Annotated in this window: 16 protein-coding genes and 1 pseudogene; 8 read left to right on the top strand and 9 right to left on the bottom strand. The window is 72.2% G+C overall.

Going from position 1 to position 20,265, the window contains the following annotated elements; genetic code table 11:
* From AB0M52_RS05130 to AB0M52_RS05140, 3 genes and pseudogenes are all read left to right on the top strand, one after another.
* Positions 1 to 221, top strand: a pseudogene (locus tag AB0M52_RS05130) (acyl-CoA carboxylase subunit beta); the annotation flags it as partial.
* Positions 222 to 291: 70 nt separating this feature from the next.
* Positions 292 to 2,322, top strand: a complete 2,031-nt coding sequence (locus AB0M52_RS05135; protein WP_363949082.1) for a biotin carboxylase N-terminal domain-containing protein — start codon at positions 292 to 294, stop codon at positions 2,320 to 2,322.
* Positions 2,319 to 3,482, top strand: coding sequence for an acyl-CoA dehydrogenase (locus tag AB0M52_RS05140; protein WP_363949084.1), 1,164 nt, complete (start codon positions 2,319 to 2,321; stop codon positions 3,480 to 3,482). Before AB0M52_RS05135 ends, AB0M52_RS05140 begins: the two co-directional genes overlap by 4 nt.
* Positions 3,483 to 3,593: 111 nt before the next feature.
* Here AB0M52_RS05140 and AB0M52_RS05145 read toward each other — a convergent pair whose 3' ends face one another.
* The gene (locus tag AB0M52_RS05145) at positions 3,594 to 5,393 is read right to left on the bottom strand and encodes an alpha/beta hydrolase (RefSeq protein WP_363949086.1); all 1,800 of its coding nucleotides are present in this window, start codon (positions 5,391 to 5,393) and stop codon (positions 3,594 to 3,596) included.
* Between the two features lie 222 nt (positions 5,394 to 5,615).
* Here AB0M52_RS05145 and AB0M52_RS05150 point away from each other — a divergent pair, with 222 nt between their 5' ends.
* Positions 5,616 to 5,951, top strand: coding sequence for a hypothetical protein (locus tag AB0M52_RS05150; RefSeq protein ID WP_363949088.1), 336 nt, complete (start codon positions 5,616 to 5,618; stop codon positions 5,949 to 5,951).
* Positions 5,952 to 5,978: 27 nt separating this feature from the next.
* Here AB0M52_RS05150 and AB0M52_RS05155 read toward each other — a convergent pair whose 3' ends face one another.
* The 7 genes from AB0M52_RS05155 to AB0M52_RS05185 form a co-directional block, all read right to left on the bottom strand.
* A complete protein-coding gene (locus AB0M52_RS05155; RefSeq protein WP_363949091.1) occupies positions 5,979 to 7,469 on the bottom strand; it encodes a serine/threonine-protein kinase in 1,491 nt (496 codons plus the stop codon).
* 31 nt (positions 7,470 to 7,500) lie between these two features.
* On the bottom strand, positions 7,501 to 8,013 hold the full coding sequence (locus AB0M52_RS05160) for a hypothetical protein (RefSeq protein WP_363949094.1): 513 nt from the start codon (positions 8,011 to 8,013) through the stop codon (positions 7,501 to 7,503).
* 174 nt (positions 8,014 to 8,187) lie between these two features.
* Positions 8,188 to 11,754 (bottom strand): adenylate/guanylate cyclase domain-containing protein, encoded by a 3,567-nt coding sequence (locus AB0M52_RS05165; protein ID WP_363949096.1) that lies wholly within the window; start codon positions 11,752 to 11,754, stop codon positions 8,188 to 8,190.
* On the bottom strand, positions 11,751 to 12,572 hold the full coding sequence (locus AB0M52_RS05170) for an MBL fold metallo-hydrolase (RefSeq protein WP_363949098.1): 822 nt from the start codon (positions 12,570 to 12,572) through the stop codon (positions 11,751 to 11,753). The genes AB0M52_RS05165 and AB0M52_RS05170 overlap by 4 nt, the downstream gene beginning before the upstream one ends.
* Positions 12,573 to 12,685: 113 nt before the next feature.
* Positions 12,686 to 13,147, bottom strand: coding sequence for a RidA family protein (locus AB0M52_RS05175; RefSeq protein WP_363949100.1), 462 nt, complete (start codon positions 13,145 to 13,147; stop codon positions 12,686 to 12,688).
* 76 nt (positions 13,148 to 13,223) lie between these two features.
* The gene (locus tag AB0M52_RS05180) at positions 13,224 to 13,379 is read right to left on the bottom strand and encodes a DUF4177 domain-containing protein (protein ID WP_013736319.1); all 156 of its coding nucleotides are present in this window, start codon (positions 13,377 to 13,379) and stop codon (positions 13,224 to 13,226) included.
* Between the two features lie 44 nt (positions 13,380 to 13,423).
* Positions 13,424 to 13,900, bottom strand: coding sequence for a hypothetical protein (locus AB0M52_RS05185; RefSeq protein WP_363949102.1), 477 nt, complete (start codon positions 13,898 to 13,900; stop codon positions 13,424 to 13,426).
* A gap of 323 nt (positions 13,901 to 14,223) precedes the next feature.
* On the opposite strand from AB0M52_RS05185, the gene AB0M52_RS05190 reads away from it, so the two are divergent.
* Genes AB0M52_RS05190 through AB0M52_RS05200 form a run of 3 tightly spaced genes read left to right on the top strand, consistent with a single transcriptional unit; the run spans position 14,224 to position 17,014 of the window.
* Complete coding sequence (locus AB0M52_RS05190) at positions 14,224 to 14,805, top strand: hypothetical protein (protein WP_363949104.1); 582 nt, start codon at positions 14,224 to 14,226, stop codon at positions 14,803 to 14,805.
* A 26-nt stretch (positions 14,806 to 14,831) separates the two neighbouring features.
* Positions 14,832 to 15,809, top strand: a complete 978-nt coding sequence (locus AB0M52_RS05195; protein ID WP_363949106.1) for an ArsA-related P-loop ATPase — start codon at positions 14,832 to 14,834, stop codon at positions 15,807 to 15,809.
* A 53-nt stretch (positions 15,810 to 15,862) separates the two neighbouring features.
* The gene (locus tag AB0M52_RS05200) at positions 15,863 to 17,014 is read left to right on the top strand and encodes an ArsA-related P-loop ATPase (RefSeq protein ID WP_363949108.1); all 1,152 of its coding nucleotides are present in this window, start codon (positions 15,863 to 15,865) and stop codon (positions 17,012 to 17,014) included.
* 9 nt (positions 17,015 to 17,023) lie between these two features.
* Here the strand turns inward: AB0M52_RS05200 and AB0M52_RS05205 are convergent, their stop codons facing one another.
* Entirely contained in the window at positions 17,024 to 17,344 is a 321-nt protein-coding gene (locus tag AB0M52_RS05205) for a WhiB family transcriptional regulator (RefSeq protein ID WP_363949110.1), read from the bottom strand.
* Positions 17,345 to 17,745: 401 nt separating this feature from the next.
* Here AB0M52_RS05205 and AB0M52_RS05210 point away from each other — a divergent pair, with 401 nt between their 5' ends.
* Positions 17,746 to 20,208, top strand: coding sequence for a transglycosylase domain-containing protein (locus AB0M52_RS05210; protein ID WP_363949112.1), 2,463 nt, complete (start codon positions 17,746 to 17,748; stop codon positions 20,206 to 20,208).
* Positions 20,209 to 20,265 lie beyond the last annotated feature (57 nt).

Genomic DNA, 20,265 nt, shown 5'->3' on the forward strand with positions numbered 1-20,265 from the left:
CGCGGGGCCGCGAATTCGACGAGGAGTCCGACGCGGCGATGCGGATGATGGTCGAGCAGCAGATCGAGTCCCAGTCCGGCGCCCTGTTCCTCTCCGGGCGGCTGTACGACGACGGGGTGATCGACCCCCGGGACACCCGTTCCGTCCTCGGGCTCTGCCTGTCGGCGATCCACAACGCACCGGTCAAGGGCGCCGACGGCTTCGGCGTCTTCCGGATGTGATCCCCGTGAGCGCGAGGAACGCAGCAAAGCGGAGCACCGCAGTCGCGAACGAAAGGCAGGCTCAGCTCACATGATCACGAGACTGCTCGTGGCCAACCGGGGGGAGATCGCCCGCCGGGTCTTCGCCACCTGCCGCGCACTCGGCGTCGAGACGGTGGCTGTGCACTCCGACGCGGACACCGACGCGCCCTTCGTCGCCGAGGCCGACCAGGCGGTCCGCCTGCCGGGGAACACGCCCGCCGAGACGTACCTGCGGATCGAGGCGCTCCTGGACGCGGCCCGCAAGTCCGGCGCGGACGCCGTACACCCCGGCTACGGCTTCCTCGCCGAGAACGCCGACTTCGCCGCGGCGGTGACCGATGCCGGCCTGACCTGGGTCGGCCCGCCGGCGAAGGCGATCGCCGCGATGGGCGACAAGCTGGCCGCCAAGGCACTGCTCGCCGACGCGGGCGTGCCGATGCTGCCCACCTGGACCGCCGGGGAGCAGGTCACCGACTTCCCGGTGCTGGTGAAGGCGTCCGCCGGCGGCGGCGGTCGCGGCATGCGGATCGTCCGGGACGCCGCCGGGCTCGCCGAGGCGATCGCGAGCGCGCGCCGCGAGGCGGCGTCGGCGTTCGGCGACGGCACGGTCTTCATCGAGCGGTACGTCGAGCGGGGCCGCCACGTCGAGGTGCAGATCATCGGCGACCGGCACGGTGCTGTGCTGGCCCTCGGCGAGCGGGACTGCTCGATCCAGCGCCGGCACCAGAAGATCGTCGAGGAGGCACCGGCGGTCGTCGCGCCGGAGTTGCGGGAGCGGCTGCACGAGGCGGCGGTGGCCGCCGGCCGAGCGGTCGACTACGTCGGCGCGGGCACGGTGGAGTTCCTGCTCGCCCCGGACGGCGAGTTCCACTTCCTGGAGATGAACACCCGCCTCCAGGTGGAACACCCGGTCACCGAGGCGGTCACCGGGCTGGACCTGGTCCGGCTGCAACTGCTGGTCGCCGAGGGTTCACCCCTGCCGCTGGCGGCAACACCGCCGGTCGAGGGTCACGCGATCGAGGTGCGCCTCTGCGCCGAGGAGCCGGCCCAGGGCTTCCGCCCGGCGACCGGCACCCTGCACCGGTTCACGATTCCCGGGGTGGCCGGCGAGTTCACCCCGACACGGGGCCTGCGGCTCGACTCCGGCGTGCAGGACGGCTCGGTGATCGGCGTGCACTACGACTCGATGCTGGCCAAGGTGACCGCCTGGGGGCGGACCCGGGACGAGGCCGCCCGGATGCTGGCCAGCTCGCTGGCCCGGGCCGAGATCCACGGCGTGGCGACCAACCGCGACCTGCTGGTCCGGGTGCTGCGCAGCCGGCAGTTCGGCGCGTTCGAGTTCGACACCGGCTTCCTCGATCGACACCCCGAGCTCTTCGCCCCACTACTGCCGGTCGCGCAGCTTTCCGTGGTCGCGCTCGCGGCGGCGCTCGCCTCGGCGGCAGCCCGCCGGGCCGCCGCGCCGGTGCTGGCCGGACTGCCTTCCGGTTGGCGGAACGTGCCCGCCTTCCCGCAGGTCGCCCGCTTTGACGGGCCGGACGGCGAGATCGAGGTCCGCTACCGGCTGGACCGCACCGGCGCGCTCGCCGAATGGTCGGCATCGCCGGTCGCCGGGTCCGGCACCGCCCGCGAGCCTGCCGAGGCCACCGAGGCCGCCAGGGTCGCGCCGTCCCCGGTCGTCACCCTGCTCGAGGCCATCCCGGAGCACGTCGTGCTCGACGTCGACGGGGTGCGGCAGGTGTACCGCGTACACCGGGCTGGGTCGGAGGTCTTCGTGGACGGCCCGTACGGCGCGGCGAGCCTGGTCGAGCTGCCGCGCTTCCCCCTGCCGACCGCGGAGCTGGCGGCCGGGTCGCTGCTCGCCCCGCTGCCCGGCGCGGTGACCCGGATGCACGTCGTGGTCGGCCAGCGGGTCGCCGCCGGTGACCCGCTGCTGACCCTGGAAGCGATGAAGCTGGAACACCCCGTGCTCGCCCCGACCGACGGCGTGGTCGCCGAGCTGCCGGTGCCAGCCGGTGGGCAGGTCGAGACGGGTGTCGTGCTGGCCGTGGTCAACCCTTTTGAGGAGACACCATCATGAACTTCGACCTCAGCCCCGAGCAGGACCAGCTCCGCGACGCCGTCCGGTCGCTGGGCCGGCGGTACGGCCACCGCTACTTCGTCGAGAAGGCCAAGGCCGGCGAGCACACCACCGAGCTGTGGCACGAGGCGGGCCGGCTGGGCTACCTCGGCGTCAACATCCCCACCGAGTACGGCGGCGGGGGCGGCGGCATCACCGAGTTGGCCATCGTCTGCGAGGAACTGGCCGCCGCCGGCTGCCCGCTGCTGCTGCTCGTCGTCTCCCCCGCCATCGCCGCCACCGTGATCAACAAGCACGGCACCGAGGAGCAGCGCAAGCGCCACCTGCCCGGCCTGGCCGACGGCTCCCAGAAGATCGTCTTCGCGATCACCGAGCCGGAGGCCGGCTCGAACTTCCACCGCCTCGGCACGGTCGCCCGCCGCGACGGCGACGACTGGGTCATCTCCGGCCGCAAGTGCTACATCTCCGGGGTCGACAACGCCAACCATGTCCTCGTGGTGGCCCGCACCGGGGATTCCGCCTCCGGCAAACTGAAGCCGGCGCTGTTCATCGTCCCGACTGACGCGGCCGGGCTGACCTGGTCAAAGCTGGACATGGAGATCCTGTCTCCGGAGAACCAGTTTCTGCTCTACCTGGACGAGGTGCGGCTGCCCGCCGACGCGCTGGTCGGCGAATCCCTGGACGCCGGCCTCCCGGCCCTCTTCTCCGGCCTCAACCCGGAACGCATCACCGTCGCCGCGATGGGCGCCGGCACCGGCCGGTACGCCATCGAGCGCGCGTCGGACTACACGGCGACCCGTGCGGTGTGGGGCGGGCGCACGATCGGTACCCACCAGGGCGTGTCGCATCCGCTGGCGCACGCAGCCGTGCAGGTGGAGCTGGCCCGGCTGATGATCCAGAAGGCGGCGGTGCTCTACGACGCCGGCCGTGACCTGGAGGCCGGCGTCTCCGCCAACATGGCCAAGTACGCCTCCGCCGACGCCGCCGCGCTCGCCGTCGACACCGCCGTCCAGGCCCTCGGTGGCGCCGGCATGACCACCGAGTACGGCGTGGCCACCCTGCTCGGCGCGGTACGGGCGGGCCGGATCGCCCCGGTCAGCCGCGAGATGATCCTCAACTTCGTCGCCCAACACGTCCTCGGCCAGGACAAGTCGTACTAAGGGCGGCTCAGGCCGGTGGGCGCCGCTTGGCCAACAGTCTGGAGCGCGCCGCAGCGACAGGTGGGCCCGGGGTACGGCGGGCGGGTGACTGCACGCCGTACCCCGGCTTGTTCAGCGGAACGTCAGCGAACCGACGCCCGGCAGCGGCGCGACCACCGGCGGCAGCTGCTTGGGTGCGCCGCGGCGCGGCGCGCCCTGAGCGGCCAGGTCGCTCTTGGACGAGTCGGCCCGCACGGCCGCCTCCGGCTCCAGCAGATCCTCGAACGGCTGGACGTCACCGACGCAGACCTTGCCCTTCTTCGGCAGCGTCAGCCGGAGCAGGTACGCGTCGATCGCCCCGGTCACGCAGGCCGACGTGCCGTACGCGGTGTGCCCCCAGCTGTCGCTGGACAGCAGGCGACTGTTCGGCAGCAGCTTGGCCGAGGCGACCGCGCCCTTGTAGTTGGTGGCCGGGTCCCAGTAGTTGCCGACGACCAGGACCGGGTTGGCGGTCCGCCGGTTGAACGGGCCGGTGTACCGGTCCTCGTCACGCACCGTCCAGGTGTCCCGGGCGCAGGGCGCGCTGATCCAGGCCCAGAGCCGACCGAAGTACTTGTCGCGCTGGTCGGCCTTGGCCGCCCGGGCCGGCCACGAGGCGGCGTTCTTCGGGTGGTTCGCGTCAGTGCAGTCCACGCCGAGGAAGGTCTCCAGGCTGTTGTCGTACGGGAAGTCGTAGGCGCGGGCCTGCTTCCTGGCTTGGGCGGTCGCCTGGAGCACCTTGGCGCGGGCCCGCTCGCGAACCGCCTTGGCCGCCGACGGGTCGGTCATCACCAGCAGGTCGGCGGCCAGATACGTGAGCTCGTAGCCGTACGGGCTGTACATGATGCTGAGAACGAAGGAGATGTAGTCGGCGTAGGTGAGGGTGAAGCTGCCGAGTTCCGGGTCGTCGACCACCAGCGGCTTGGCCTTCAGCCGCTTGGTCAGCAGCTCGAACTGGGCGGCCGGGTCACCGGAGGCCAGCGGGCAGGCGGGCACACCCACGGCCTTGCACCGCTTCAGGATCTCGCGCAGCGCCTTGGTGGCCCCCTGCGCGCTGCGCATCCGGTCCTCCTGGAGGAGGTTGCCTTCCTTGCCCTTGCCGAACCACGCCGTCGGGTCCAGCACCCCGTCGATCACCAGGGCACGGACCCGGTCGGGGAACATGTTCGCGTAGTACTGCCCGAGCACGCTGCCGTAGCTGAAGCCCAGATAGTTCAGCTTCTTGTCGCCGACCGCCCGGCGCAGCACGTCCATGTCGCGGGCGACCTGGGCGGTCGACATCGCGCCGCTGAGCGGCTTGCCGGTGGTCGAGCAGGCCTTGCCGACCGCCTTCGAAGCGGCAACGTACGCCTTCTCCTCCTTCTTGGTGTATGGGAAAGCGACGTTGAGTCCCTCGTACGCCCGGGTCTGGTCCTTCACCGACTTGAAGCATTTGACCTGCTCGCTGGCGTTGACGCCACGCGGGTCGACGCCGATCACGTCGAACCGGTCGAGCACCTCGTCGCCGAGGAACCACGGCGCGAAGAGGGCGAAGTCGGTGCCCGAGCCGCCGGGTCCGCCGGGGTTGAGGAAGAGGCTGCCGATCTTGCGCTTCTGATCCCGCGCCTTGACCCGCAGCACCGCGATCTCAGTTGTTGCCCCCTTGGGCTTGTCGTAGTCCAGCGGCAGCTTGACGGTGGCGCACTCGGCGTGGCTGTAGCACTGATACCAGTCCAGTTTGGGCGTGGGCACGCGGTCGACCCGCTGTTGTTCCAGCTTGCTGGTGCGGTGCGAGAAGGTCGGGGCCTTGCTGCCGACCGTGGTGGGAGCTGCGGTGGCGGGTGCGACCGCCACCCCGGCGAGGAGTACGCCGGCGAGTCCTGCTGCGGCCAGGGCCCGGAGTGGTCGTGGCATGTGGACGCCTTCCGGTGGGGTACGGGATACGTCGAGTCGACACTCGACCATCGCCACTCTAGAGATGTCGGGCAATGGATGAGGCCCGAACAGCATCCCAAAGCCGACAAAATGCGCGCCGATGTAACGACCTCGTCATCCCGGACGCTCTTATTACCAGCTGTTACTTTCCGGCGACGCAAGCGCTATTGACAGATCGACAATCTCCGACATTCTGGACGCATGAGACGGTTTCCCCGACCCGACGCGCGGACGCTGGCGGTGGTCGCGGGACTCCTGGCGTTCTGGCTGCTGGCGACGCTCGTCGTCGGGCGCCGGCAGGATCTGCTGGGGGTGGCGATGGCCCTGCTCTGCGTCCTGCTCGCCACCGTCGCCGGGGTGGCGGCCACCGCCGCCCGGCAGCACGACGCCGACGACTCGCAGGATCCGGGCCAGCCCAGCCGGCACCCCGAGACCCAGCCGCCCGGCATCGACGCGGACACGCTGGAGACGCTGGGCGACCGGGACGCGGTCCGTTCGATGCGCGAGCGGTATCACCGCGGAGACAGCCACCGGTGAGCACGGTGCCGGCGTACGGCCGGGTCGTCAGCGACTGGTGAGGGTGGGCGAGGCGAGCCCGTCCAGGCCCCGCCCGGCCAGACACCGGTACTTGGCGTCGACGTCCCGGTCGGTCGGCGGCAGCACCTCCAGGTTCCACCCGGCCGGCTGGCGGATCCCGCTGACCAGCCGGAAGGTCTCCTCGTTGCAGACCCGACGCACGCTCGGATCCGCGACTATCTCCTCGTGGTCGGCGTCGGCCAGGGCGGCGGGCAACTCCCCCTCGGCGTAGCTCTCCCAGGTGTGCCAGGTGTCGCACGGCACCCGGCTGGCCGTGGCCCGCTGACCGCGCACCTGCACCGGCCCGAAGCACTCCAACTCCGCTGCGCACTGGGCACCGTTCGGAAGCGCATCGGGCAGGGTGGCGCAGCCCGGACGGAGCACGCCGGTCACCGCCGGCCGGGGCAGCGTGGTGGGTTGTGGCACCGGGGCGCCACCGGCCGCCCAGGCGCCGACACCTGCCGAGGCGGCCAACGCGACCACACCGGCCGCGCCGAGGAACCAGCGCCGCCGTCGGCGCCGGCCGGTGGAGCCACCGAAGGCGGCCTCGGCGCTGGGCACGGCGGCCCGCTGCGAAGGGCCGGTGTCGTACCGGCCGGCGGAGGTGACACCGCCGACGGGGACGGTCGTCCCACCCGCCGAGGCTCCCGGACCTTCCAGCGGCAGGTTGGCGAGCAGGTCGTGCAGTTCCGCGGCGGAGGGCCGATCTCCCGGGTCGTTGGCCATGCCGGCGCGGAGCACGTCGACCAGGGCGTCCGGAATACCGGGCAGGCTGGGAATCGGCTGGTGGAACATCTCCAGCACGGTGACCAGGCTGGGATTACGCTCGGCCTGCCAGCGGGGCGGTCGCCCGTGCATGACCGCGTAGAGCGTGGCGCAGAGCGCGTACACGTCGACAGCCGGCGACGGTGGGCTGTGGCTGAACATCTCCGGCGGCGCGTACGCCGGCGTGAGCACCTCCAGGGCGACGGAAGCATCCCGCATCTCGGCGACCACGGCCAGCCCGAAATCGGCCAGCACTGCCGAGTTGAAGTGCGAGTAGAGGATGTTGGCCGGCTTCACGTCGCGGTGCAGCACGCCGGCGCCGTGCGAGTGGGCCAGCGCGTCCGCGATCTTGACGCCGAGGTCCCGGGCCTCGGCGGCCCCCAACGGCGAGGTCCGCATCCGCTCGGCGTACGACCCGTCGCAGAGCTCCATGATCAGGTAGGGGTGCTGGTCGATGGTGACGCCGACGTCGAACAGGTCGACCACGTGCGGGTGGGACGACATCCGGCCGGCCGCCCGCGCCTCGCGCAGGAAGCGCGCCTGGTCCCGGTCGCTGGCCAGGGTGCGATTTTCCACCTTGACCGCGACCTCCCGACCCACGGAGATCTGCGTGGCCCGGTAGACCGTCGCGTACCCACCCCGGGCAAAGACCTGCAAATCGGTCAGACCGGGCACAATGGGCGTCGGCAGAGCGCCGGGCGGAGTGTCGGTCACAGCCTCGAAAATACCCAACCCGACCGGTCGCTCAGTGAACCGCATCGGTGGCCGGCCCCGCGCCCGGCGTCCCGGCGCCACGCCGGTCGCCCGGCAGCGGCTCACCGGCCAAGGCCACCGGACCGTCACCGTCACCGGACGGGGCCGACCGGCGGGCGTCCCACCAGAGCCCGGCGGCGGTGGCCAGCGCGCCCACGCCCTCCCAGGCCGCCACCCCGAAGAACCGGCCGGGTGCGACGTCCGCCAGCACCGCGAGGGTGAACACGGTGAACGTGACCAGCCGGAACACCACCGTGAAGCGGTAGAACGCGCGCCACTCGGTCGCGGTGGCGAGCAGGTAGTAGACCCCCATGTTGAACGAGGCCATCGACGACGCAGTCACGAACACGCCGGTGTAGTCGCCAGGTGCGCGGGTTTCCGGTATCTCGAAGCCGAGCATCCCCAGCAGCGCCTCCGGCCAGAGCAGCCCCACCGCGCCCATCACCAGCGCCAACACGCCGAACACCGCGATCGTCCAACCCGCGACCGAACGCGGCAGCCTCATCTGGGCCCTCCCCTTTGACGGCACGGCTGTCCATAGTGACCTCCGCGTGCAAATGCCACGCTAGCGGCCACCCCCGACAGGCCACATCCCCGAAACCGACAGACCTGACCCCGGCGTCCCGGATCGAGCACGATCATGCGGGAAGCGAGAAGAGGCGCGTACGGAGGTGGACGGTCAGGTGCTGCGGAGACGGGCCCACAGTTCCTCGGCGGCAGCCCGCTCGCTGCGCTGTTCGGTGCCGTACGCCAGGCGGACGGCCTCCTCGGCGCTGGCCAACGCCTCCTGCGGCTGGCCGCAGGCGGCCAGCGCCTCGGCGAGCACACTCGCCGCGATCACCTGGCTACGGACGTCCTCGGCCGGCGCGTTCACCGCTCGGCGGGCCCAGTCCAGCGCCTGCTCGCGCTGCCCGTGGGCGAGCAGGGCCGAGGCGTAGCGCGCCATCGACTGCCGCCGGGAGAACAGCAGCGAGGGGGTGGTCGCGGCGGCGGTGGCGACCGGGGCGAGCAGCCCGACCGCGGTGCCGGAGTCACCGGCCGCCAGCCGGGCCGTGGCCAGCAGCACCCGAGGGGCAACCTGCGCCGGTGCCTGCGGGTTGTGTGGCTCCACGGTGGTCAGCACCGCCCGGGCGTCGCGTTCGGCGGCGGCCACGTCGCCCATGTCCAGTGCCACGAAACCGCGCAGCGTGCCGGCCATCCCGGTGAGCAGCGGGTGGGCGGTCCGGTGCGCGTACGACAGCGCGTCGGTGAGCAGGTCGGCGGCGTGCTCCGGCTCGCCCAGCCCCCGGGCGACCACCCCGCGGACCACCAGGGCGAAGCCCTGCCCCCAGTCGTCCGATGCGGCGGCGAAGTCCCGGTACGCCCGGCGGGCCTCCCGGTCGGCGTCGGCCAGGTCGCCCAGTTCCGCGTTGGCGTACGCGTCGACCGCCCGCAGGGTGCCCACCGCCCACGCCTCGCCGACCCGCTCGCCGAACGGCAGGAAGATCCGGGCCAGCCGGCGTGAGTCGCGCAACCGGCCGGCGAGCAGCCGGGCGAACGCGGTGGTGCCGCGCAGCCACGCCCGCCCGTACGGGTCCTTCAGCTCGGCGAAGAGCCGGGCGGCCCGGCCGAGCACCGCGTCCGTACCGGCGAAGTCGCCCCGGGTGGTGGTCACCCAGGCCAGGTTCTGCAACGACCACGCCTGCCCACGGCGGTCCTGCACCGCCAAGCTGAGCTGGTACGACGCCGCCAGCCGGCTGCTCGCCTGGCCGAGCCGGCCGGCGAGGAAGTCCGCCATGCCCAACCGGCGCATCGCCGAGGCGCGTAGCGAGGGCAGGTCGGCGTCGGTGGCCACCTGCAACGCCTCCCGCCAGCAGGACTCTGCCCGCCGCAGGTCGCCCATCACCTGCTGAGCCTGCCCGGCGAGCAGCAGGGCACTGGTCCGCGTCGCCGCCTGGTCCCCGGCGTTCGCGGCGATCTTCTCGGCAAAGGCCAGCGCGTCGGCGGCCCGGCCGACCTGGAGCAGCGCCCGGGCGTGCACCACCCGGTCGACGGCCGGTACGTCGCCCCGGGCCAGCTCGGCGGCGCGTTCGGCGTACTCGACGGCGAGCGCCGGTTCACCCGCGTGCAGTGACCGGCGCGCGGCCCGGCCGAGGGCGGCAACGCCCAGCGGTGCGACCGCTCGGGCCGGCGCGTCCGGCCGCAGCGTGACCGCGTCGGCCAGCCGGGTCGCCCGCTCGACGTGCCCGGCCACGAAGTCGTCCCGGGCCACCTCGGTGAAGCCGCCCGAGCCGCCTGGGGTGCCGTCCCGCGGCGCGGCCCAACGGGCCAGCGCGGCGTGCCGTTCGGCCAGGTCCGCCTTGCTGATCCCGGCGTACGCCGCCTCCCGCATCAGCGGGGTGGCGAAGGCGTAGCCGGTGCGGGTGCGGTGCAGCATCCGGCGTTGCAGCAGTTCATCCACCGCCCGTTCCAGCTCGACCGCGACCACCGCGGCCGGCCGGCCGTCCCGACCGGTCCGCTGTTCCCGCAGCGCCTCCAGCGCGCCGTCGGGCACGGTGTCGCCGACCACCGAGGCGTCCCGCAGCACCGAACGGGCCTCGGCGGGCAGGGCGTCGATTCGGGCGGCGAGCACCGCGGCGAGGTCGCGGGAGAGCAGCCGGCTGCCGAGCGAGCCGGGCGCCAGCCGCCAGCCGTTGCCCATCCCGGCGGTCAGTGCGCCGCGCTCCATCAGCAGGGTGACCAGTTCGGCCAGGTAGAACGGGTTGCCCTGGGCGGTGGCCAGCAGCCGGTCGGTGTCGGACTGGGGCAGCCGTCCGCCGCCGAGGTAGCTGGTGAGCAGCCGGGCGGCGTCCGCGCCGCGCATCGGCGGCAGCGGTTGCACCTCGGCGTCCGCGACCCGGGTCAGGGTTCCGGCGGTACGCACCAACTCGGGCCGCCCGAGCAGCAGCACCAGCACCGGGCCGGTGAGCCGGGACAGGGTCACCTCCAGCGCCCGGATGGTCTCCGGGGTGGCGTCGTGCAGGTCGTCCACGACCACCATCAGCGGCGCCTCCGCGGCGAGCGCGCTGAGCAGGTCGGCCACGGCGTTGGGCACCGCGTCCGCGTCGGCCGGCGGCTGGGCGCTGCTCCACTCGACCGGGTCGGTGGGGCTGGGCAGCTCGGCGTACCCGAGCAGGGCCAGCAGTTGGTCGACGGCGACCGGGGCGGGCTGGTCGGTGCGGGCCCGGCTGAGCCGCTGCCCGAGCCGGCGCAGCCGCTCCTCGACCGCCGGGCGGGTGACCGCGGTGGCCGCGTCGTTGGGCAGACCCGTCGCGGCGCGCACCAGGTCGGCGAGGGGGGCGAGCCGGCGGCGCTCGCCGAACGCGGCGCAGCGCACCGAGAGCACCCGGGCACCGGTGTGCGCGGCGTACCGCCCGGCGCCCACGTCATAGCCGGCGGCGAGGCGTTCCACCTCGGCGGCGAACCGGGACTTGCCGATGCCCGCCTCGGCGGTCATCAGCAGCACCCGCGACTCGCCCCGGTCGATCACCTCGGCCAGCCGGCCGGCGACTCGGCCGATCTCGGTCTCCCGGCCGACGAAGGGCGCCTCGTCACCGAGGCCGGAGCGGGTGCCCGGGGCGTCCAGCAGGCCGAGCAGTTCGTACGCCTCGACCGGCTCGCGCTTGCCCTTGAGCCGCAACGGGCGCAGCGCCCGCCAGCTGGCCACGTGCCGGGTAGCCGCGGCGGTACGCGCACCGGCGTACACGGCGCCGACGGCGGCGGCGTCGGCCAGCCGGGCGGCGGTGTTCACGGTGTCGCCGATGACCGTGTACTCGATGGCGGCCTGGATGCCGGCGATCACGTCGCCGGTGTTCAGCCCGACCCGCAGGCCCAGCGGCGCGCCGCCGCCCCGCTCGTCGTCGAGCACCCGGCGGACCGCCCGCTGCATGGACAACGCGGCGCGGACGGCACGCTCGGCGTCGTCCTCGTGTGCCACGGGGGCGCCGAAGACCGCCATGATCCCGTCACCGGTCAGCTTGTCGACGTGCCCGCCGAAGGTCTTGACCGCCCCGGCGAGGGCGGCCAGCACCCGGTCGGTGACCGCGCCGACGCGTTCCGGGTCGAGGTCCTCCGACCAGGAGGTGAAGTCGGACAGGTCGCCGAAGAGCACGGTGACCACCCGGCGCTCGGCGGCGGGCAGGGTGGCGGCGGCCGGCAGCGCGGCCCCACAGTTGTGGCAGAACCGGGCGCCGGGCACGGCGACGGTTCCGCACACCGGGCAGGTCACGGTCGGTCCAACCCCGAGCTGCCGCCGTCGGATTCCCGGCCCAGGTACTCCAGTTGGGCGCGGACGGACCACTCCGCCGCCCACCAGAGCGACCGGTCCACGTCTGCGTAGACCTTCGCGACCACGTCGGCGGCGGTCTGCGCGCCCTCGTCCAGCGCCGCCCGGACCTGGTCGAGCCGGCCGCGGCGGTGGGCGAGGTAGAAGTCGGCGGCGGCACCGCAGTCGGCCAGCGCCGGGCCGTGCCCCGGCAGCGCCGGAATCCCGCGGTACGTCGAGAGCAGTTCCAGGCTGGCCAGGTAGTCGCCGAGGTGGCCGTCGGGGTGGGCGACCACGGTGGTGCCGCGGCCCAGGATGGTGTCGCCGGTCAGCACCACCCGCCGGTCGCCGTGCTCGACCAGGAAGCAGACCGAGTCGGCGGTGTGCCCGGGGGTCGGCACGAGCCGGACGTCCAGGCCGTGCCCGTCCAGGGCACCGCCGTCGAGCGGCGGGCCGCCGATGCTGTGCGTGGGGTCGGCCGCCCGCACCGGCACCCCGTCGAGCAGTTCGTGCAGGCGCGGAGCGCCCTCGGTGTGGTCCGGGTGCCCGTGGGTGATCAGCACCAAACCGATCGGCCCCCGCGCGACGATCGCCGCCAGGTGCGCCTCGTCGGCCGGGCCCGGATCGACGAGAACACCGTGCGCCGCGCCGGGGGCCCGCAGCAGCCAGGTATTGGTGCCGTCGAGCGTCATCGGCCCCGGGTTGGGCGCGCGCAGCAACGTCACCCAATCCGGCAGTTCGCTGGCGAGGGCGCTCACCGCCCCCGTCACATGCCCTCCCATGGCTGCGATCGTACGACCCCACGGGCGCGGCCCCGCGATCTTGCAGTTTCGGTTCCCGATTCGCCCTCCCGAGGGGGCTTTCGTCCGGACGGAAACTGCAAGATCGCGATAGGTCAGGAGACCTCGACGATGACCTCGACCTCGACCGGGGCGTCCAGCGGGAGTTCGGCGACGCCGACCGCGCTGCGGGCGTGCCGGCCGGCCTCGCCGAAGACGGCGCCGAACAGGTCCGAGGCGCCGTTGATGACGGCGGGCTGGCCGGTGAAGCCGGGTGCGCTGGCGACGAAGCCGGTCAGCTTCACGATCTTGACGACGTTCTCCAGACCGACCAGCGAGTCGATCGCGGCGAGCGCGTTCAGGGCGCATCGCTGGGCGAGCTGCTTGGCCTGCTCGGCGGAGACGCCGGCGCCGACCTTGCCGGTGGCCAGCAGCTTGCCCTCGGCCATCGGCAGCTGCCCGGAGACGTACACGTGCTGCCCCGACTGCACCGCCGGCACGTAGCTCGCCACCGGCGGAACCACCTCCGGCAGTTCCAGCCCGAGTTCCGCCAGCTTCCCGTGCGGTCCGTTGCTCATGCCGGCACTCCACTGCGTTCCGTGCCGTCCTGAGGCACCACCGCGCCGAGCCTGATGATTCGCTCGCTCCGCTCGCTCATGCCTTGGGTCGCTTCAGGTAGGCGACCAGCTGCTCCGGGTTCGGCCCGGGGACGACGGAGACGAGTTCCCAGCCGTCCTCACCCCAGTTGTCGAGGATCTGCTTGGTCGCGTGGACCAGCAGCGGGACCGTGGCGTATTCCCACTTCTGCATCGGTGGAGGGCTCCCTCGGTGGCGTGGACACTTCGGGGCACAGCCTACGGTCCACCGGCCGGCCGGGACGCGGGACGCTGCTCAGACGCGGGGCGCGGCTCCGGCGCGGCCGGCCGTTCACCGCAGGGGCCGTTGTGGTCGCACGGCTGGGGGCAACGCGTGCGGTCGGGCAGCAGCAGGTCGCAGAAGACCCGGTGCCGGTTGTTCTGGTCGTCCGCCGTCGACACCTCGGTCTCACCGGCGTCCAGCTCGGGCAGGAAATTCAGCGAGGTCGCCACCCGGCCGGCCAGCGCGGTCGCGGCGGCCAGGTCGGTCACCCGAATGGGCAGGTGGATGACGTACCCGGGGCCCTCCTCGTCCCGCCCTCCGGCCGGTTCTCCGGCGCTGGCCGCTTCGGCGGGCCGCCGGTACGACCGCTCGTTGACCGGCAGCCGGCCGGGGGAGTCACCGCCGGCCATCCGGCTGTCCCCTCGTGCCCCCACCGGGAACTGGGCTCGAGGGGTGTTGTCCGTGTCGCGCATGCACTGCCTCCGGGCGTCGTACCTGGTCACGGCGCCGCCCGCCGGTCCGGAGCCGCTGCACCCGACCCGGCCCGGGCGTGCCGGAGCGACGGTAGGACGGTGCGCTGGTCCCATCAACAGGACGCGCACGGCCGATGGCATTCGGTCACATTTGCGACACCCGACCAGCGGGAACTGGTCGCGCCGTTCCGCCCGGGGGACACCGGGCTCTCCGCACGGGGCAGCCGGCCCGCTACCCTTCCGGTCTGGACGGGCGCTCAGCCCGGCCACCCATCCCACGCTCGCCGCCCCGCGCGGCGATGCGGCGCACCCGGGGGGACGCGATGACCCAGCCACCCGCCGGCGGTGCGACCGGCCCCACGGACCTTCCGGCGGACCAGTCCGGCCCGGACGGCGCCCAGGGTCCGTCGGTCCCGCCGCCCCCGCCCGGATATCCGCCGTACCAGGCGCCGGCCGGCCCGCCCGCCAAACGCGGTGCCCTGATGGCCTCGATCGCCCTGGCGGTGGTCCTGCTGCTCTGCGCCGGTGGCGGCGTGGCCGCCTTCCTCACCTTGCGCAACACCGAGTCCGGCGAGGGCGCGCGGGAGCCGTCGGTGGCGGTCGACGAGTTCCTCACCGCGGTCTACCAGGAGCAGGACGCGGCCAAGGCGGCCAAGCTGGTCTGCACCGCCTCCCGGGACCACGACAAGATCCGGGCAAAGGTCGCCGAGATCGAGAAATACGCCTCGACCTACCAGAACCCCCGGTTCCGCTGGGACACCCCGAAGGTGGACAACGAGACCGGAGACCGCGCCACCGTCACCACCACGGTGACGGTGACCACCGCGGACGAGAAGATCGCCGACCAGAACCTGCGCTTCACGGTGATCCGCAAATCCGGCTGGTGGGTCTGCGAGGTCGCCTGACCTCGTCGCCTGGATAGGCTCGACAGGTGGGAGCAGCGCAGCGCCCGGCTGACCGGGCCGGCACCGATTGGCCCGCCCGCCTGCACGTGGTGACCGGCAAGGGGGGCACGGGCAAGACCAGCGTGGCTGCCGCCCTGGCCCTGGGCCTGGCCGCCGGTGGGCGGCGCACGCTGCTGGTCGAGGTGGAGGGGCGCCAGGGCATCGCCCAGCTCTTCGGCACCGAGCCACTGCCGTACGCCGAACGGCACCTGGCCGACGCGCCGGGCGGCGGCGAGGTGTGCGCGCTGGCGGTGGACGCCGAGGAGGCGCTGCTCGAATACCTGGACATGTTCTACAAGCTCGGCGCGGCCGGCCGGGCGCTGCGCAAGCTCGGCGCGATCGACTTCGCCACCACCATCGCCCCCGGGCTGCGCGACGTGCTGCTCACCGGCAAGCTCAAGGAGGCCACCACCCGGGCGGTCGACAAGCGGCGGGTGTACGACGCGGTGGTGCTGGACGCCCCGCCCACCGGTCGCATCGGCCGCTTCCTGAACGTGACCGCCGAAACCGCCCGGCTGGCCAAGGTCGGCCCGATCAAGACCCAGAGCGAGGGGGTCTCGGCACTGCTGCGCTCGCCGATAACCGCGGTGCACGTGGTGACCCTGCTCGAGGAGATGCCGGTGCAGGAGACGGTCGACGCGATCGACGAACTGACCTCGCTGGGCTTCGGGGTGGGCCGGGTGATCGTCAACGGGGCCCGGCCGCCGCTGCCGGCGGGACGGCTGGTCACCGAGGCTGAGCTGGGCCGGGGGCTGCGCGCCGCCGGACTGCCGGCCGACCGGCGGATCGTCGCCGGCCTGCACGAGGAGGCGCGCGACCAGGTCATCCGCCGGGAGTTGGAGGATTCGCTGCGCGCCGACCTGGTGGAGCTGGGCGTGCCCCTGGTGGAGCTGCCGTTCCTGCCCGACGGGGTGGACCGCACCGGGCTGGACGTCCTCGTCGCGGCTCTCGTACCCGGCGATTGACTCACACCTGACCTCGGCCTGGCGCGTTGGCCGGGTCGGCCCGATACGCTCGATTGGTGCCTTCCGACAACGCCGCGCCGCCGCTGGACGTCGACCAGATCCTGGCCGACCCGGGCGTACGGATCGTGGTCTGCTGCGGAGCGGGTGGGGTGGGCAAGACGACCTCGGCCGCCGCGCTCGCGCTGCGCGCGGCCGAGCGGCACGGCCGGCGGACGGTGGTGCTCACCATCGACCCGGCCCGACGACTGGCCCAGTCGCTCGGCCTGACCGAGCTGGACAACACCCCCCGGCGGGTCAAGGGGATCGACGTCGAGGACAGCGGCGGCGAACTGCACGCCATGATGCTCGACATGAAACGCACCTTCGACGACGTGGTGCTCGCGCACACCGATCCGGCGAAGGCCGCGGAGATCTTCGCAAACCCCTTCTACCAGGCGATGAGTTCCACCTTCTCCGGCACCCAGGAGTACATGGCCATGGAGAAGCTCGGCCAGTTGCACGCCCGGGGCGAGTGGGACCTGATCGTGGTGGACACTCCGCCGTCGCGCTCGGCGCTGGACTTCCTCGACGCACCGGCCCGGTTGTCCCGCTTCCTCGACGGACGGATGCTGCGGCTGCTGCTGGCTCCGGCGCGTACCGGCGGGCGGAGCATGTTCAGCCTCGTCACCGCCTCCTTCGGGATGTTCTCCAGGATCGTGCAGAAGGTGATCGGTGCGCAGTTGCTGACTGACCTGTCCGGTTTCGTGGCCGCGCTCGACTCGATGTTCGGCGGGTTCCGGCAGCGCGCGGAGCAGACGTACCGCATCCTGCAGGCGCGCGAGACGGCGTTTCTGCTGGTCGCGGCGCCGGAGCCGGACGCGGTCCGGGAGGCCGCCTATTTCGCCGGCCGGCTGCGCGAGGAGAACATGCCGCTCGCCGGCCTGGTGCTCAACCGGGTGCACCGCCCGGCGGTGCCCGATCTGGGCGCGCCGGAGAGCCGCGCCGCCGCCGACCGGCTGGCCGCGGCCGGCGGTCACGAGGGCACCGTCGAGGTGCTGCGGGCGCACGCCGCCCTGGCCGAGCAGGCGGTACGCGAGCAGCAGGTGGCCGCGCGGTTCACCGAGGCGTTCCCGCAGGTGCCGACGGTCTCGGTGACGGCGCAGCCCGCCGACGTGCACGACGTCGACGGGCTACGCACGATCGCAGCGGCGATCAGCCGCTCCTGATCGCGCCGATCAACTGCTGGTGGTCGCCAGGATCTTGTCCTTGCCGGACTTGTCCTTGGCGTTCTTCTTCATCGCCGCCTCGAACATCTTGCGCCAGCTGGTGACCTGCGGGTGGCGGCGCAGCAGCGCGCGCCGTTCGCGTTCGGTCATGCCACCCCACACGCCGAACTCGATCCGATTGTCCAGCGCGTCGGCCAGGCACTCGTACCGGACTGGGCAGCTCCGGCAGATCCGCTTGGCCACGTTCTGTTCGGCGCCCTGTACGAACAACGCGTCCGGGTCCCCGTTCTGACACGCCGCCAGCGACGGCCAGTCAGTGATCATGCCCATCTGTACACGTCCCCCCTTGCAGTACTACCGACGCCGTCGCGGGCCAGCCGGCATTCCCCCCGGTCGTCCGGCGCGCCTTACCCCAAAGGCGGCACCGACGACATGTGGCACTGTCGCCGCCCCCATCATGCTCTGTAGTTACCCGATTACGCAACGTTGTCGGCTAAATCCATCATTACGGACACTCCCGGCTTCTCGGGCTCGGGACCGCCGCTTACCCCACCGGAGTCCGCGAAAACGCTGCGGGCCACCTCCGCAAGGAGGAAACTCGACACGGATCACGCAACCGGACACCCAGTGCCACGCGTCTAACACAACGAGGCCGGCGCGCGCAGGAAATGGGGAAAAGACGCCCCAGCGCCCCTCGTTACCTGTTCGCGTACCCTGTCGAGGTGACCTGGATGCGGAAACGTGACCATAACGTCCTGACCAACGCCGCATCGCTGCTCATCTGTGGGCTGTTGGCTGGCGTGGTGGTGGCTGCGGCGGCATTCCCCGCGGTGGCGATGTCGGGCCTGGCCGCCAAGGCCGGCGCGGATACCTTCGGCGCGCTGCCGAAGGAACTGACCGTGGCCCGCGCACCCCAGATCAGTTATCTACTTGCCTCGGACGGCAAGACACCACTGGCCACCATGTACGACGAGAACCGGCGAGAGGTGAAACTCGCCGACATCTCGCCCTACATGCAGAAGGCGATCATTGCCGCCGAGGACCACCAGTTCTACAAGCACAACGGGGTCGACCTCAACGGCGTCGCCCGGGCTTTCGTCAACAACAGCTCCGCCACCAACGACCGGCAGGGCGCCTCGACGCTGACCATGCAGTACGTCCGGATGGCCATCGCGTACTCGGCGACCCACCCGGCCGACGTGGTCGCCGCCACCGAGGACACCAGCGCCCGCAAGCTGCGCGAGATGCGGTACGCCATCCAACTGGACAAGGAAATGTCCAAGGACGAGATCCTGGAGCGCTACCTCAACCTCGCCGCCTTCGGCAACGGGGCATACGGCGTCTACGCCGCGAGCCAGGTCTACTTCAACAAGCCGCCGAAGGACCTGAAGATCGAAGAGGCCGCCATGCTGGCCGGCCTGGTCAAGGCGCCGACCTCGTTCGACCCGACCACCAAGAGCGGCTACCCGCAGGCGGTCGCCCGGCGCGACTACGTCATCGACCACATGGTCACGATCGGCGCGATCACCAAGGAGGAGGCCGAGGCGGCCAAGGCCGTCAAGCTCGTGCCCAAGGGCAAGCGGGCGCCGAACGGCTGCGTCGCCGCCAACAAGAACGCCTGGGGCTTCTTCTGCGACTACTTCTACCGCTGGTGGATGTCGCAGGAGACGTTCGGCTCGACCTCGTACGACCGGGAGCGGCGGCTCAAGAGCGGCGGCTACACGATCGTCACCACGCTGGACAAGCAGGCGCAGGACGGCGCCGACAAGGCGGTCCGCAAGGCCAAGCCGGTGACCTCCAAGGAAGCCGTGATGATCGCCGTGGTCGAGCCCGGCACCGGCCGGGTACGGGCGCTGTCGACCAACCGGAACTACAAGCTCGACAACCCGAAGGCTCCGAAGAACCGGCCGCACAGCGACCCGGTCCAGCGCGACAAGGGCAAGCTCGGCAACTATCCGAACACGGTGAACCCGCTGCTGACCGGTGGCGACGGAATCACCGGGTACCAGGCCGGCTCGGTCTTCAAGATCTTCACCATCGTGGCCGCGTTGGAGAAGGGCATCCCGCTCGGCTACACCATCAACGCGCCGCAGCAGTTCAAATCCGAATACATCATCAGGAGCGGCAGCCCGGCTGCCTGCCCGGGCACCCACTTCTACTGCCCGACCAACTCCAACAAACAGCCCGGCGGGGTCAAGGACATGTGGAGCGCCTTCTCGGCCTCGACCAACACGTACTTCGTCCCGCTACAGCAGCAGGTCGGCGCGGAGAACGTGGTCGACGCGGCCAAGCGCCTGGGCATCCAGTTCCGGGTCAGCAAGGAGAACACCTGGGCCAACGACAAGGCGGCCGCCCACCAGTGGGGCTCGTTCACCCTGGGCGTCACGGACACCACGCCGCTGGAGCTGGCCAACGCCTACGCCACCCTGGCCGCCGACGGTAAGTACTGCGAGCCGATCCCGGTGCAGGAGATCCGCGACCTGGACGGCAAGAAGCTCGACGTGGCCAACCCGCGCTGCGAGAAGCGGCTCAGCACGGAGGTTGCCCGGGCGGCCGTCGACGCGGCCCGTTGCCCGGTGGGTGACAACCCCTCCAGCAACAGGTGCGGCGGCAGCCGCACCGCCGCCGAGGGGCGCTACATCGTCGGCAAGCCGATCGCCGGCAAGTCCGGCACCACCGACGCGGAGAAGACCGCCTCCCTGGTCGCGATGACCAAGCAGTACGCGGTGGCCGGCATCCTGGCCGACCCGGACTGGCCGCAGACCAACGTCAAGATGAAGCACAAGCCGGCCGACGGCATCAACCCGCCGGTCTACGAGACGCTGAAGGCCGCCATGGACGGCAAGAAGGGGATCAACTTCGACCCACCCGGTCAGAAGATCTCCCTCGGCGACCAGCGCACCATCCCCGGCGTCAAGTGCCTGAGCATCGAGCAGGCAAAGTCTCGCCTCTCCGGTGCCGGTTTCCAGCCGCTCGTCTCCAGCAGTCGGACCACCGCCGAGTGCCCGACCGGTACCGCGGCCGGCACCAGCCCTGAGGGCCGCACCATCAAGGGCGGCTACGTGACGATCCTGGTCAGCGCCGGCAACGGCAACACCGACAACAACGGCAACGGCAACGGTCGGCCGGGCAACGGCCCGTCCACGCCGCCCAGCAGCCCGGGCCGCCCGCCGGACGACCGGCCCGGCGGCTGATCACCGCTGGCGTACCCCAAATGGGCGGGCATCCCTTCGTGGGATGCCCGCCCATTC

It is taken from the genome of Micromonospora sp. NPDC051296 (assembly GCF_040682255.1).
Taxonomy (GTDB): Bacteria; Actinomycetota; Actinomycetes; order Mycobacteriales; family Micromonosporaceae; genus Micromonospora; species Micromonospora craterilacus.

What these genes read in the sequence shown, in the direction of transcription:
- AB0M52_RS05135 (WP_363949082.1), top strand. Translation starts at nt 292, where the DNA reads ATGATCACGAGACTGCTCGTGGCCAACCGGGGGGAGATCGCCCGCCGG.
- AB0M52_RS05140 (WP_363949084.1), top strand. Translation starts at nt 2,319, where the DNA reads ATGAACTTCGACCTCAGCCCCGAGCAGGACCAGCTCCGCGACGCCGTC.
- AB0M52_RS05145 (WP_363949086.1), bottom strand. Translation starts at nt 5,393, where the DNA reads ATGCCACGACCACTCCGGGCCCTGGCCGCAGCAGGACTCGCCGGCGTA.
- AB0M52_RS05150 (WP_363949088.1), top strand. Translation starts at nt 5,616, where the DNA reads ATGAGACGGTTTCCCCGACCCGACGCGCGGACGCTGGCGGTGGTCGCG.
- AB0M52_RS05160 (WP_363949094.1), bottom strand. Translation starts at nt 8,013, where the DNA reads ATGAGGCTGCCGCGTTCGGTCGCGGGTTGGACGATCGCGGTGTTCGGC.
- AB0M52_RS05170 (WP_363949098.1), bottom strand. Translation starts at nt 12,572, where the DNA reads ATGGGAGGGCATGTGACGGGGGCGGTGAGCGCCCTCGCCAGCGAACTG.
- AB0M52_RS05175 (WP_363949100.1), bottom strand. Translation starts at nt 13,147, where the DNA reads ATGAGCAACGGACCGCACGGGAAGCTGGCGGAACTCGGGCTGGAACTG.
- AB0M52_RS05180 (WP_013736319.1), bottom strand. Translation starts at nt 13,379, where the DNA reads ATGCAGAAGTGGGAATACGCCACGGTCCCGCTGCTGGTCCACGCGACC.
- AB0M52_RS05185 (WP_363949102.1), bottom strand. Translation starts at nt 13,900, where the DNA reads ATGCGCGACACGGACAACACCCCTCGAGCCCAGTTCCCGGTGGGGGCA.
- AB0M52_RS05190 (WP_363949104.1), top strand. Translation starts at nt 14,224, where the DNA reads ATGACCCAGCCACCCGCCGGCGGTGCGACCGGCCCCACGGACCTTCCG.
- AB0M52_RS05205 (WP_363949110.1), bottom strand. Translation starts at nt 17,344, where the DNA reads ATGGGCATGATCACTGACTGGCCGTCGCTGGCGGCGTGTCAGAACGGG.
- AB0M52_RS05210 (WP_363949112.1), top strand. Translation starts at nt 17,746, where the DNA reads ATGCGGAAACGTGACCATAACGTCCTGACCAACGCCGCATCGCTGCTC.